The following is a 14,636-nucleotide window of genomic DNA, read 5'->3' on the forward strand; positions in this document are numbered from 1 at the left end:
AATAAAACGTTAATAAACATGAGAAAGCTATTGGGTGGATTTTATTTATTGTACGCAGCAATTGTATTTTTTATGCTCATGGTTTTCGTTTGCCCGTTTATCATCCTCAGCATGGGTATTTTTAAAGAAAAAACCGGCCGGAAGATTTCTTTCTATTTCCTAAAATTCTGGGCCTGGGGCTTCAGTTTACTTACCTGTTTATGGTTCTCGGCCAGCGGAGCCGAAATTGACACCTCGCGTGCTTATATTTATGTTGGCAACCACAGTTCATTTTTAGATGCGGTAGCCATCGTACTGGGTATCCCGCAGGCTTTTAGTCCGCTGGGGAAAATAGAAATGCTTAAAATACCAGTATTTGGCTGGATTTATAAACGTTTGGTCGTAATGATTGACCGCAGCAGTCGCGAAAGCCGCGACCATTCGGTAGCCGAATTGCGCAAAGACCTCGCCGATGGCCAATCGATCCTAATTTTTCCCGAAGGAACGATGAATAAATCAGACCAACCCTTAGCTCCTTTTTATGATGGCGCTTTTCGCCTGGCTATTGAGACCCAAACACCAATTTTACCTTTTGCAATTTTGAACAGCAGGGCGCATTTACCACGAACGAAACCGCTTTTGTTAAACCCAGGTACTATTAAAACAATATTTGGTGAAGCCATTGAGACGAAAGGTTTGGTAGCAGAAGATCTGGAAGAATTGAAGCAAAAAACGTTTAACGTGATTTTAAACTTGCTGAAAAAGTAGCTTAATATTCCTTTTGATCAGAAAATGAGGGTTCCGGTATTTTTGACCAAATCAGTCTTACTGACCGTTTTATTCTGATGAAAAATCGGGGATGTTGACTCCCATCAGTATCTATGTAATAAGTAATCTTAGTTCAAGTGGTCTTTAGCAGCCACAATTGTTAAATTTAAATAAATAGAAACCACCAATTCACAGGATAGTAACCTGTTTTTTCCATAAAAAAAGAAAAAGCTTCCAAAGACACTTGAAAAAGGGTTTTATTCATAGGAGGTTTAGAAACGGTGATTTTGCACTTTGTAGGGAACAGGCTCATCCAAAGACGACAGGTCTTGAAAATTAAACGCGATTGCAGCGGGCATCGAGTGTAACCAAGTAAAGCGTAAAGGTACTGCTTCTGCGATGAAAAACTGAACGTTGGTTTTCAAAATATCGGCGATGTCATATTTTATTTGCAACTATACACAATTCTGAGTCACTGACCATTATTATTTCTCCTTTCGGCTTAAAACCCTATCTTTGCGCATGATAAAATCCATGACAGGATACGGCTTAGCAACAGCCGATTATGCAAATGCAAAGTATAGTGTCGAAATCAAATCGCTCAACAGTAAATTCCTGGAGCTCAATTTAAAATATCCTAAAGCTTTTTCTGATAAAGAATTGATTTTGCGCAATGTATGCAGCAAAGATATCGAAAGAGGAAAAGTAAGTTTAAGTATCAATGTAGAACGCAGCAATGGCGAAGTTACCGGTGCCAGCATTAATACCGCCTTATTAAGCCACTACTACCAACAACTTGTTGCGGTTAACAACGAATTAGGAGCCGATAGCAGCAATTTACTGCAAACTGCTTTAACTTTTCCGGATGTGATCAGCTATAAAGAAGAAAGTGTAAGCGAAGATGAGTGGAACCACCTATACCAGATTTTTACTACTGCTTTAGCCAACTTTAATAAATTTAGAGAAGACGAGGGTGCTGTTTTAAAGACAGATTTAGAACTGCGCATTAAAAACATTCTTTCTTACTTTAAGTCGGTTGAAGAACTGGAGCCCAAAAGAATTACAGCTATCCGCGATAAATTTAATCAGTTTTTAGAGGATGCGGTGGGTAAGGTAAATATAGACCAGAACCGTTTTGAGCAGGAATTGATCTACTATATTGACAAGATTGATATTACCGAAGAAAAAACACGTTTAAAAAGTCACTGCGATTACTTTTTGCAAACTTTAGCCAGTAAGGAAGCAAACGGAAAAAAAATGGGCTTTATCTCGCAGGAAATAGGACGGGAAATTAACACCATGGGTGCTAAGGCGAATGATGCCCAAATGCAACAATTTGTGGTGGGAATGAAAGAAGAATTAGAAAAGATAAAAGAACAATTACTGAATGTGTTGTAATGGTTGAATGTTGTTAAGTTGCAATGTTTACAAGCAACCTTCCAACCTTTAACTTTCCAACTTTCCAACAATATTAAAGCATGCAAGGCAAATTAATCATATTTTCGGCACCATCAGGAGCAGGTAAAACCACCATCGTACATCATTTATTACAGAAATTTCCTGAGCTGAGCTTTTCTATTTCTGCAACTACCCGTGAGTTAAGAGGAACAGAAAAACACGAAAACGATTACTATTTCATCACTAAAGAAGAGTTTTTACATAAAGTGGCTCATCAGGAGTTTGTTGAGTTTGAAGAGGTTTATAACGGAACTTTTTATGGCACCCTACGTTCAGAAATAGAACGCATCTGGAATGAAGGCAAACACGTTATTTTTGATATTGACGTAGAAGGTGGTATCCGCCTGAAAAGAAAATACGAAGAAGATGCACTGGCCATTTTTGTTCAGCCGCCATCGTTAGAGGTATTAAAAGAGCGTTTAAGCGGTCGCGGAACAGATAGCCCTGAAAAATTACAGGAGCGTTTCATCAAGGCCGAGAAAGAATTGCTTTATGCTGATAAGTTTGATGTAATTTTAAAAAACTTTGACCTAGCAACCGCCTGTGCGGAAGCGGAGCAGTTGGTTGGTGATTTTTTGAAGAAATAAATACATCATTGCATACATAAGCAATAGACTTTGCAGCGCGCGAAGCAATCTTTTATTTCGGATGAGATTGCTTCGGCTCGCTCAACCCAGCCTCGCAATGATGGGTACAAACAATGAAAAACATGAAAACTGGACTCTTCTTCGGTTCTTATAACCCCATTCATACCGGCCATTTAATTATTGCCAACTATATGGCCAATCATACTGAGCTGGATGAGGTATGGCTGGTGGTTTCTCCACATAATCCGTTAAAAGATAAAAATGGTTTAACCAACATGTACGACAGGTTGGAGATGGCCAAACTTGCCACCGAAAATGCCGAGCATATTCGGGTGAGTGATATTGAATTTGCCCTGCCACAACCTTCTTACACCATCGATACCTTGACATATTTGCACGAAAAATATCCGGAAAAGGAATTTGTGCTGATTATGGGCGCCGATAACCTGGTTTCGTTTAAAAAGTGGAAAAACTACGAGGTACTTTTAAAAAACTACCAGATATACGTGTATCCAAGGCCAGGAGCTAACATTGAAGAATGGGAAAACCATCCGGCAATTACTTTTACTCAAACACCTTTAATGGAAATTTCTTCAACCTTTATCCGCAAGGCCATTAAAGCGCAAAAGAATGTCCAGTTTTTCTTACCCGATAAAGTAATTGATTTTATTGAGGGTAAAGGGATGTACAAATCTTAACCCATACAGTTTTCTTAAAACCTACTGTATTAAATCGATTACTTGGACGAGTTTTTGTTTAATACGGCTTTGGTTTATTAATTTAGCTGAACTGATACAACAAAACAAGTGAAAAAAAATCTTTTTATACTCATTGCACTCTGTGGAACTGCATTTTCGGGCAGTGCACAACAAAAAACCTATTTAGAAATGTTAGCGAATCAACCTAAATGGGTCGATTCGGTTTTTAATAAGCTAAACCGCAGGGAGCGCATTGCACAGATGTTCTTTGTACGTGCGCATACCAACCTGGGCCAAAAATACACCGATTCGGTTGGTCAGGTAATTAAGCGGGAGCAACTGGGTGGGGTTATATTTTTTCAGGGCGGTCCGGGCAGGCAAGCCATTGCCACTAATGCTTACCAGAAATTAAGCCGGGTACCTTTAATTGTTGCCAACGATGGCGAATGGGGATTGGGAATGCGTTTAGACAGCACTATATCTTACCCTTATCAAATGGCATTGGGTGCAATCCAGAACAAGGAACTTTTGTACAAAATGGGTTTAGAAGTTGCCAAAGATTATAAGCGCATGGGCATGCAGATGAATTTAGCTCCCGATGCCGACATCAACAACAACCCGAAAAACCCGGTGATTAATTACCGTTCTTTTGGCGAAAATAAATATAACGTAGCCACTAAAGTTGCGGCTTACATGAAAGGCATGCAGGATGGCGGCCTTTTAACTACGCTGAAACATTTTCCCGGTCACGGCGATACGGATGTAGATTCGCACTACGATTTACCTCAGCTTACCTTTTCGGCCACGCGGTTAGATACTTTAGAAATGTATCCTTTCAAAGAGCTGATTAAGCAGGGCGCGTCGGGCGTGATGATTGCACACATGAATATTCCCTCTCTTGATAATACCCCAAATTTACCTTCTACACTTTCTAAACCTATCGTTACCGGTATTTTAAAGCAAAAACTAGGTTTTAAAGGTCTGATTATTTCTGATGCAATGGATATGAAAGGTGTAGTTAAATATTTCAAAAACGGTGAAGCTGATTTAATGGGCATTATTGCAGGAAACGATATACTCGAGCTTTCTGAAAATAGCGATAGAGCGATTAAACTGGTGCGTAAAGCCGTTAGGCAAGATCGCATAAATATGGCAGAAATAGACCAGAGTGTACGCAAAATATTGACGGCAAAATACTGGGCAGGTTTAGCCAGAAAAGATACAGTGGTAACACAAGGCATAGTTGCCGCCGTTAACCGTAATGCCAGCAATGCATTGGTGCAGGAACTGGCCAATGCTTCGGTTACTTTATTAAAAGGTAAAGATTATATTAAAAGGTTAATTCCGATCAGAAGGACTGCTATTATCAGTATCGGTGTACCTGCTGTTACTACTTTCCAGAAAGAAATTGCAAAAGGTTATTACAACTCGGTTTATTATGTTTTGGATAAAGATGCAAATCCTACACAAATCTCGAACATTGCCCGCGAGGTAGCTGCTTTTGATCAGGTTATTGTAGGTATTCACGATAGCCGTTCCCGTCCGGCCAATAACATGCCGCTAAATGCCGGAGTAAAGAATTTCATTAAAGAACTATCAGCCAAAAATGCTGTTTTTGCCTTATTTGCCAATCCATATAACCTGGCAGGCTTACCTGGTTTAGAAAACAGTAAAGGGCTTGTTGTGGCTTACCAAAAAGAAGATTATATGCAGATTTCGGCCGCAGCAGTAATTAACAACAGACTGGTACCAACAGGTAAATTGCCTGTAAGTGTGGCTCCCTTTTATAAATTTGGTGAAGGATTTTAATTTTAACCGCAAAGACACGAAGCGCACAAAAGATAGCATTTTGAATGAGTGAATGTTTTGGATATCCGCCATTCACTCATTCAAAATTCATTCATTTTTTCAAAACAATTTCTAGCTTAAAGCGATTATCTAATTATAAATCTTAATGTTATGATAGATCCAGAAAATGACAATTATTCCAGCGATCCTAATGATGCATTGCGCAGAGAGGATGAGGTAGAAAATATCAATGAAATTACCGGCGATGATACCAGCATTGAGCACGATAAAGATTTGCTGGAGCAGGCAGATGAAGCATCAAGAGGTTCTTATGAGCTAAATATTGATGACGAAACCGATGATTTAGACGATTAAAAAAATAGCGGCAGATCAGATTTAACAATATGACCTGCCGTTTTTTAAGGGAAAGTTTTTGATTAAAGAAGGAATTATTTAGCGCGATTATTGCATATTATTTAACTTAATAGAAATTTCATCCTCAATTCGAGCTATTTCAAACTCGCCGACAGTTATTTCATATTTTTTCAACCTTAAGTATTCAACAAAGTCATGGTCTAAATGCATGCCTGGGTACTTCGATAAATAATAGGGAAGATATGCAGGCCAAACCCATAAACCATCTGTAAAATAGCTATCAGGTGCAATAAGCGCTTTAGTTTCAATATCAACAAAGTACCCCATCCAGGCGAAAGCTAGAATGCCATCTTTTAGGTAATTTATAATATCAAGATAATCTGGATATTTTACTACATCCTGTAGCGGCTTAGCACTATCAATGATATTATATTCTTTAATAAAGCCGACATATTTCATTTTTTAAATTTCTTATTAAAATAAATATCGACCAACTTTAAAACTACTTTGCTTTTGGCTTATACGTTTCCGGATTAACCGCAGTTGTGGTCCATCCCTTTAAAAAAGAGGTAATTTTCTTTACATCATGGCCAACTTTCCTTTTGCCATTAGCGCCTACTTCTTCAGTTTCCAGGTACGACGAATTTTCGATGTGCAATACCTTTCCTTTTCCGTCCAAAACTAAAAACACCGGAAAACCGAAACGTTGCGGATAACCTAAATTAGCCAAAACACTTTCATTTTTATTTTCAGGGCTGTAGTTAACCAATACGGTTTCGAAGTTATCGTTGATATATTTTTTCAAAGTAGCTGTACTATCAACCAAATTGTGGAAAGCAATACACCAGGTGCACCAGTTACCCCCAACCTGTAATAAAACATGTTTATTTTCTTTAGCTGCCTTTGCAACAGCTGTTGCAATATCTGCTTTGGCATCGGCCTGAGGGTTATAAATGTGAACCCCTTCCTTTTTCACCTGACTAAAAGCTGCAGTAGAAATCAATACAGCAGTTAATAAAATCACTATTTTTTTCATCTTTTTTTGAATAATATTCAAAAGTAGTAAAGTCTAGTATTATAGTAGATTATTCGCAAATTCTTTACAGAGCGGAAACATTCATTAGTCATTAACAGATTTGTTTTTACCAAAAGGTTTAATCGATCCCACATTTTCCATCATCCATCTTGCATTTCCCATCTTCCATTTCTATATTATCTTTGTAGTTCAATGGATTTTTTAGACATACATAGCCACAAAACCGCTGAACAGCCAGGGGCTATCAGTATTCAAAGCTTATCGTTAACCAGCGATATCTTTCTAGCCATGTCCAAAAAAAAGCCAATTTCAGTGGGTTTACATCCCTGGTATGCGCAGCTTGATGCTTTAGAAATGCAAATGCGTTATTTAGATGTGTTGGCGAGGCAACCCAATGTAAAGCTCATTGGCGAATGTGGTTTAGATAAACTCAGGGGCGAAAATGTAAACAACCAGCTGGTTATTTTAACCGAACAAATCAAACTGGCAGAAAAGCTTAACAAGCCATTAATATTGCACTGTGTAAAATGCTTTTCCGAGCTGATTGCGCTTAAAGACAGGCTTAAGGTTAAAGTTCCGATGATTATTCATGGTTTCAATAAAAAAGAATTGCTGGGCAAACAGCTGTTGGATAAAGGCTTCCTCCTTTCGTTTGGAACGGCAATATTAAAAGCCGGCACAGGCGCAGCAAAACTGCTAACGGAAATAGATAACTTCTTTCTCGAAACCGATGATGCGAATATTCCGATCTCTGAAATTTACCAGGCCGCAGCCAATTTAAAAAAATGTACGGTTGATGAGCTTAAAGCTCGTATTTTTGCCAACTGGAAAAATTTGAATTTATTGTAAAATAACCAGGGAGGCCACAGAAAAATATCAATTCTGTATTAATGAGTGTCTCTTTGGTATAATAGAAAAATTATAATGTCTGATGTAACCTGGCTTTCGCGCTCTGCCCTGCTTGTAGGAAATGATGGGATAGAAAAACTTCAAGCCAAACATGTTTTAGTAATTGGTTTAGGTGGTGTTGGCTCCTTCGCTGCAGAATTTATCTGCCGGTCGGGAGTTGGCGAAATGACTATTGTGGATGGTGATGTGGTAGATCCTACCAACAGGAACAGACAGCTGCCAGCTTTAGCCACCAACCATGGTGTAGGTAAGGCCGAAATTATGCGCGAGCGTTTACAGGCCATTAACCCTGAATTAAAACTGCATGTCGTTGATACTTTTCTTACCCCCGAGAAGTGCCGGGAAATTTTAGAAGGTAAATTCGATTACATTATGGATTGCATCGATAGTGTAATGCCCAAAATTACCTTACTATCTACGGCATTAGAGAAAAATATCCCGATTGTAAGTTCAATGGGTGCCGGCGGTAAAATGGATCCTACCAAATTAAGGATTACCATGCTTCCGGATACCTATCAATGTGTTTTTGCAAGCTATGTACGCAAAAGATTAAATAAGCTGGCAAATGCAGAGAAAATCAAAACAGTTTTTTCAACGGAGCAGATGGATAAAAATTCGATGATCATGACCGATGGGAGCAACTTTAAACGTTCGGCCTATGGAACAGTTTCCTATCTGCCAGCTGCATTTGGCGGAGCCTGCGCTTCGGTAGTAATCCGCGACTTACTGGGCTTAAAAATCGAAATGGCCGAAAGACCAGCCAGAATCAGTCATAAAACACTTAACAAAAGGAAGAAAAAAAAAGCTTAACGGAATAGAATTGTTGATATCATGATTTCGCGAAGATTTTAAATTGTTGTAAGTTTAAAATCCGAGAGCAATCATATTATGCCCAAACCACTTAAAATTCTTCAGGCTTCTGCCGGTTCTGGTAAAACATTCAGTTTAACAGCGCATTACCTTACACTACTATTTTCCGGTGAGAATAAATACCGCGAAATTTTAGCCGTTACTTTTACCAATAAGGCTACAGAGGAAATGAAAACCCGGATACTGGAAGTCTTGCTGGGATTAGCAAAGGGCAATCCCGCAAAGAAAATAGACGATTACCGGCAGCTCATTTTACAGGCTTATCCCGAAATGAGCAGTCAGGAGCTGCAATTTAAAGCGGATAAAATCTACCGTAAAATCCTGCACGATTATAGCCGCTTTTCGGTTAGTACCATTGATGGCTTCGTGCAAAAAGTAATCCGTGGTTTCGCTTTCGAACTAGGCCTTAATGCGGATTATAATTTAGAGATGAATTATGATAAAGTTAAAGATGACCTAGTTGCCAAACTAGATGAAGCTTTAGACCATAATAAACAACTTCTACAATGGATTATCGATCTGGCTATCGAACGCATTAGCGATAACAAAAGCTGGAATTATAAATTCGAACTATACAACCTGATCGGGGAAATTTTTTCAGAGCGTTTCCAGATTTTTGAAGATGCAGTAAGCGCTTTGGGCTTAGAGAATATCGACGAGCTTTTCAAAAAATATATCAGCATAACTAAAGCCGAGATTAAAAATTTCGAAGATGAAATTATCCGTATTGCGACCGATGCACACGAAGCTATGGGCGTTACAGGCGTCGAAAATGAACACTTCAAAGGAAAATCCCGCAGTGCACTAGCCAAAATAATACTCGTTGCCCGTGGCGATTTTTCTAAAATAGAACCACTTTTCAACCTGATTGATGAACCGGATGAGTGGTTTCAAAAAAATGCAAATTTTCCTGAGGCCTACGAAATTGTAAATCCCCTTCTAAAACAACTTAAAACTCATTATTTAGCACATTTACCTAATTATAGCCTGGCTATAGCTTTTAACAAAAACCTATATTATTTAAGGTTAATGCAGGAAATTGCAGTGCTTTTGAAAGAATACCGTGCAGAAAACGATAACCTGCTTATTAGTGATGCACAGAAATTAATTTCTGGCATTACCGAAGATGCAGGCGATAACCCTTCGTTTATCTGGGAAAAAGTGGGCAACAGGTATCGCAATTTCTTGTTCGATGAATTTCAGGATACTTCAACCAGTCAGTGGGGAAGTTTTAAATCACTCCTCACCAACGCCATGGCCACGCCAAGCGAAACGCTGATCGACCACCTGATTGTAGGCGATACCAAACAATCTATTTATCGCTGGCGCAATGGCGATTGGAATATCCTGCACCAACACGCTAGACGCGATGTAGGTCCAGAAAATGTAATGGAAGACAGTCTGGCTGAAAATTACAGGAGCGCTGAAAACATCATCACTTTCAACAATTTTCTTTACAAGTCTATTCCCCTTGTGCTTCAAAATGAATTAAATCAAAACCTGCTTACCAAACCCAAGAGCATTTCTTCGTGGTGGGAAGCAGAACACTATACCCAGATTATAACCGATATTTACAGTACTTCAACCCAAAACTTTGCAACAAACACCCCGAAAGGTGGCACTATTAAAATTAAAAAATTTGGGAAAGAACATGCCCCAACGAGGCTCGTTTCACCGAAACTACTTTCAGGGATATTGCCCTGGGTGATATTATCAGCGAAATCAAAGTACTCCAGGAGCATAACTATGCCTTAAAAGATATCGCCATTTTGGTCCGTTCCAATAGCGAAGCCATGCTCACCGTTAGAAAATTAATGGAGCATAAATTACCCGTATTATCTGGTGATGCATTATTAATATCGAACAATTCGGCCATACAACTTATTATTAATACGCTAAAGGTGCTTATTGGCCTCGAATCTCAAACAGCCCTGTACAAAGCCAATTGCATTGCCCTTTATCGCTCTTTACAAGAAAAAGAAGTAAACGCCAACGATTACCTTAACCTTACTAACCGGCCGTTAAATAGCCTTAACGAAGTTTTGCCTTCTGCCCTTTGCGAAAACTGGCAGAGTTGGTTACAGCTACCATTGCCAGAACTCGTTGAAATATTAATTGAAAGCTATGGTTTAAAAAACCTAACAGCAAACTTACCCTATTTACTCGCCTTTAGAGATTTAACCGCATCGGCAGGCAAACTGGGCGAAAAAGGAATTATTGCCTTTTTAACCTGGTGGGAAGAAGATGGCATTAAAAAGTCTTTACCATCTCCAGAAGGTGCAGATGCGATCCAAATCATTACCATCCACAAATCGAAAGGGCTTGCATTTAGGGCTGTCTTTGTTCCTTTTTGCAACTGGGAAATCAAAGGTAAGGCAAATGGGACTTTCTGGGTTTCATCAGATGACACTGTTTATAAAGAGTTGCGTGGCATTCCGCTAAAATACAATGAAGCCCTGGCCGATTCGGCAATTGCTAAAGCTTACTACGAAGAACTGCTCTACAATAACATGGATGCGCTGAATATGCTTTATGTGGCAACCACACGCTCAAAAGATTACCTTTATATCGCTACCATGGCTAAAAAGGAACTTAAACTATCAAACATGGGCGACGTAATAAACCTTACTTTCGAAAATGAATTTGATGAAAACGGGGTGTACGAAATTGTAGATTTTGTTTCAGCAGAAAGTAAAAATGAAGAAGCAAACTTTATTGACCTGAAAAGCTATCCAACCACTACACGCTTATCAGAATTATATATCCCATCCGAAGACAAACACCTCAGGCACCTGGTTAATATTGAAAAATCGGGAAGAAAAGGATCCCTGCTCCACGATATTTTAGCCAATGCCAGTACCCCAAAAGAGGTTGAGGCTTATATTACCAATTTGATTTTAGATGGGATTGTACAGGAAGATGAAAAGCCAAACCTGATTTCGAGAGCTTTAGAAGTGCTGGAAAACGTTGATTTAAAAGTGGTTTTAAGCAAAGCTACCGGTAGCATTACCGAAAAAAACATTATCGATGCAAAAGGTAAACTTCACCGCCCCGACCGTATTTTGTTCAACAATGATGAGGTAATTATCCTCGACTATAAGTTTACATTGGAAGAAAGCGACAAACACATCGAGCAGGTAAACAATTACAGTACTTTACTTGCAGAGATGGGGTATGAAAATATTAAAACTTATTTATTTTATGCCGTAAAGGGTAAGTTGAAACTGGTATAATCTGGGTTTTTAAAAATTAAGGCTTATGGAAAATTGGTAAAACATTCATCTTAAAATCAAAAAACTACTTTAATAATTAACCTCTCATTGAAAACTTTTCTACTCTCGCTCTCCATGACATTACTGATTTATGGTATGCAAGCTCGCGCGCAAACAAACTGCAACATCCATGGTATTATTGCTGATTCTTTGAAAAAAGTGCTTAGTAACACTACAATTAAACTCTATTTTGGCAAAGACTCATTAAATACCACTACAAATGATAAAGGATACTTTTCTTTTTCAAATATCAAAGCAAAGGAAGTGACCTTAAAAGTTAGTAGTATAGGATTTAAAACGTATTTGGCAAAATATAGCATCAAGTCTGACATGCAGGAAATAGACCTGGGGACAATTGTTTTGAAAGCTGGAGAAATTTCATTGGCCGATGTTACCATTAAAGCAAAACCTGTTGCCATAAGGTACAAACAAGATACAGTTGAATACGACGCGAATGCTTTTCACGTGCAAGACGAAGATAGGGTGACCGATCTATTAAAGCAGTTACCGGGCGTAGAAGTAGATGAAAACGAAAACGTTACTGCGATGGGAAAAAGCATGACAAAACTCCGGGTTAACGGAAAGGATTTTTTCACAAATAATGTTAAAGATTTTATATCCAAACTGCCTGCAGGCATTGTTGCAAAAATACAGGTAATAGACGATTTCGGTGATCAGGCAAACTTTACCGGCATCAAAATTGGGGAATCGCAGAAAATGTTAAACATTGTTACCAAGCCCGGTATGGATAACGGACAGTTTGGAGGTCTATCCATTAATGGCGGTACAAATAAACAAATTGGCGGCAATGGGAACGTTAACTTATGGAATGGCGAAAAGCAATCGAGTGGAGGCCTGGGTTACAACATAGCAGATAATGGAGCCGGGCTTTATCAAAATAGAACTTTCGGAATAAACCACAACAATAAAATCGGTAAAAATGCAAGCTTTGGCCTTAACTATAATTACAACGGAGGGATCAACAATTCTAAAACCCTTCAAGCAGTAGAAACAGTTAATACTTTAGGAAAATTGAATAGCCAGCTCGAAAATGACAATTATTCGGCAAATAACGGCCATGGTTTGGGGGAAGTTTTAATCAAACTACCAAGAAAATATATTTATCAAGTTCTTTTAATTTCAATTATAATAACACCAACTCTCGTAACAGTTCATTAAATCATCAAACAGGTTTTAGCAAACAAGATTTTAAAAACTACACCAATAACAGCAACAAAACTCCGTCATTACGCGCCAGTTTAAATTTTTCTAAAAAGCTAAAAAAAAATACTTTATCAGGAAGTTTTTCATTTTCAACTTCATCAACCGGATCTGATCAGGATATCATAACCAATACTTTATATTATGATGCAAATGGTAAGTTAGAGAAAGACTCCTTACTTAACAGAAGTGTTTATAACAACAATAACCATAAACAATTTGGTGTTGGATTGAGTTACGGATTCATACTTAAAAGAGATTCATTAACTACAAAAAGTATTTCCTTAAATTATAATGGATCAGTAAATATAAACCAGAGCGATCTTCAAACTTATGTACTAAATCAAACAACTTTTACTTCATCAAAGGTCGATTCATTAAGTGTATTTACACAGAATTCGACTATCAACCAGTCATTAAATCTTTCCTATTACCAATCAGGAAAAAAAAGCAGAATAACCGGAGGATTAAATATCAGGCCTAACCTGGTTCGGAATAATTATCCGGAATTAAATAGTACCTATAGCAACACCTACATTAATTTTTCACCAACGTTTAACTACTCCAGAAACATAACGCAATCCAAAACAATATCGGTTAATTACAGTGGCCAGAATAGCAACCCGTCTATTTTGCAGATGCAACCAGTTCGAAATACACAAAACCTACAAAATATTGTAATTGGAAACCCTAATCTAAAATCAACTTTCAACCATTCCGTTTCATCTAATTTTAATTACTTTGGAAAAAAATCAAATATTTCCTTTCAAAGTGGCTTCAGTATTAGTACCAGCAATAACGAAATTGTAAATAATATCATCATCATTCCGGATACACTTGGGGCATTTAAGCAAGAAACTCGTTTTGAAAATGTAAATGGCAATTATAACGCAAACTTTAACTACAATTTAAACATTCCTTTTAAATCCCGTAAGTACACCATCAGTTTAAACGGAACAGCTGGCAATTCCAGAAAAACGGCCATAATTAACAACGATAAAACTTTTAATAAGGGCTTTAATTTTTCACAAAACATTTCGGGCGCTTTTACAATTAAAAAGTTTACCGTAAATATGAGCATGGGATATTCAATGAGCACTAATAATGATAATATGTTTGGGCAATTTTCGTCCTATGGCCAAACACCTTATAATCTTTTGCTCAATACCGGCCAATCTTTCTTTAGAACCAAGAGTTTCAGCAGTAATTTTTCTACATCACTTAGATTAAGTGGTTTAAGGCTAAGTTTTAACGGAAATTATAACAGGAGTAAGAATGACAATAACAATACGCCACTAAATGTAAATACCAAAGTACAATCGCTTAATTTAGGGGCTTCGGGAAATGTAACGATATTTAAATCATACAATTTCAATATCAATGCAAATAAACGAATTACCAAAGGATATAGTTTAACTAATATTAATCCATTAATGATTAATATTGAGGCTGGAAAATCCTTCTTAAAAAACAGAGCGCTAAACTGCAGCATAAGTGTTAATGATTTGCTCAATGAAGGAAATAATGTATCGCAAAGAGTTATGGGGAATTCCATTATAGAGAGTAGAAGCAATCAGGTTATGCGGGTTGTTACTTTTGGAATGAGTTATAATATATCCACTTTTGGCGACAAATCGTTTAGATTAAGGAAAGAATAAGTAACTATCAAAAATAA

At 37.8% G+C, this 14,636-nt stretch carries 14 protein-coding genes; 12 read left to right on the plus strand and 2 right to left on the minus strand.

The window, feature by feature from the left end; translation table 11 throughout:
• The first annotated feature begins 18 nt into the window (after window positions 1–18).
• From G7074_RS07440 to G7074_RS07465, 6 genes are all read left to right on the plus strand, one after another.
• On the plus strand, window positions 19–747 hold the full coding sequence (locus G7074_RS07440; RefSeq protein WP_124562686.1) for a 1-acyl-sn-glycerol-3-phosphate acyltransferase: 729 nt from the start codon (window positions 19–21) through the stop codon (window positions 745–747).
• A gap of 534 nt (window positions 748–1,281) precedes the next feature.
• A complete protein-coding gene (locus G7074_RS07445; RefSeq protein ID WP_124562687.1) occupies window positions 1,282–2,145 on the plus strand; it encodes a YicC/YloC family endoribonuclease in 864 nt (287 codons plus the stop codon).
• Between the two features lie 80 nt (window positions 2,146–2,225).
• Window positions 2,226–2,792: a guanylate kinase gene (gene gmk / locus G7074_RS07450; RefSeq protein ID WP_124562688.1), complete on the plus strand. Its 567-nt coding sequence runs from the start codon at window positions 2,226–2,228 to the stop codon at window positions 2,790–2,792.
• 122 nt (window positions 2,793–2,914) lie between these two features.
• On the plus strand, window positions 2,915–3,490 hold the full coding sequence (nadD, locus tag G7074_RS07455) for a nicotinate (nicotinamide) nucleotide adenylyltransferase (RefSeq protein ID WP_166207697.1): 576 nt from the start codon (window positions 2,915–2,917) through the stop codon (window positions 3,488–3,490).
• Between the two features lie 189 nt (window positions 3,491–3,679).
• A complete protein-coding gene (locus G7074_RS07460; RefSeq protein ID WP_370526642.1) occupies window positions 3,680–5,299 on the plus strand; it encodes a glycoside hydrolase family 3 protein in 1,620 nt (539 codons plus the stop codon).
• A 150-nt stretch (window positions 5,300–5,449) separates the two neighbouring features.
• Window positions 5,450–5,653: a hypothetical protein gene (locus tag G7074_RS07465; RefSeq protein ID WP_166207703.1), complete on the plus strand. Its 204-nt coding sequence runs from the start codon at window positions 5,450–5,452 to the stop codon at window positions 5,651–5,653.
• 87 nt (window positions 5,654–5,740) lie between these two features.
• Here G7074_RS07465 and G7074_RS07470 read toward each other — a convergent pair whose 3' ends face one another.
• Window positions 5,741–6,112: a hypothetical protein gene (locus G7074_RS07470; protein WP_166207706.1), complete on the minus strand. Its 372-nt coding sequence runs from the start codon at window positions 6,110–6,112 to the stop codon at window positions 5,741–5,743.
• A 43-nt stretch (window positions 6,113–6,155) separates the two neighbouring features.
• Entirely contained in the window at window positions 6,156–6,689 is a 534-nt protein-coding gene (locus G7074_RS07475; RefSeq protein WP_124562693.1) for a thioredoxin family protein, read from the minus strand.
• 192 nt (window positions 6,690–6,881) lie between these two features.
• Here G7074_RS07475 and G7074_RS07480 point away from each other — a divergent pair, with 192 nt between their 5' ends.
• From G7074_RS07480 to G7074_RS07500, 6 genes are all read left to right on the plus strand, one after another.
• On the plus strand, window positions 6,882–7,538 hold the full coding sequence (locus tag G7074_RS07480; RefSeq protein ID WP_166207709.1) for a TatD family hydrolase: 657 nt from the start codon (window positions 6,882–6,884) through the stop codon (window positions 7,536–7,538).
• 75 nt (window positions 7,539–7,613) lie between these two features.
• Window positions 7,614–8,408 carry a ThiF family adenylyltransferase gene (locus G7074_RS07485; protein WP_124562695.1) on the plus strand — a complete coding sequence of 265 codons (795 nt, stop codon included), beginning with the start codon at window positions 7,614–7,616 and terminating at the stop codon, window positions 8,406–8,408.
• 78 nt (window positions 8,409–8,486) lie between these two features.
• On the plus strand, window positions 8,487–10,223 hold the full coding sequence (locus G7074_RS27080) for an exodeoxyribonuclease V subunit beta (protein WP_240916496.1): 1,737 nt from the start codon (window positions 8,487–8,489) through the stop codon (window positions 10,221–10,223).
• Window positions 10,224–10,261: 38 nt separating this feature from the next.
• Window positions 10,262–11,701, plus strand: a complete 1,440-nt coding sequence (locus G7074_RS27085; protein WP_240916497.1) for a 3'-5' exonuclease — start codon at window positions 10,262–10,264, stop codon at window positions 11,699–11,701.
• 87 nt (window positions 11,702–11,788) lie between these two features.
• Window positions 11,789–12,919 (plus strand): carboxypeptidase-like regulatory domain-containing protein, encoded by a 1,131-nt coding sequence (locus G7074_RS07495; protein WP_166207712.1) that lies wholly within the window; start codon window positions 11,789–11,791, stop codon window positions 12,917–12,919.
• Complete coding sequence (locus tag G7074_RS07500; protein WP_166212373.1) at window positions 12,856–14,619, plus strand: outer membrane beta-barrel protein; 1,764 nt, start codon at window positions 12,856–12,858, stop codon at window positions 14,617–14,619. Before G7074_RS07495 ends, G7074_RS07500 begins: the two co-directional genes overlap by 64 nt.
• The last annotated feature ends 17 nt before the right edge of the window (window positions 14,620–14,636 follow it).

This window comes from Pedobacter sp. HDW13, from assembly GCF_011303555.1.
GTDB lineage: Bacteria > Bacteroidota > Bacteroidia > Sphingobacteriales > Sphingobacteriaceae > Pedobacter.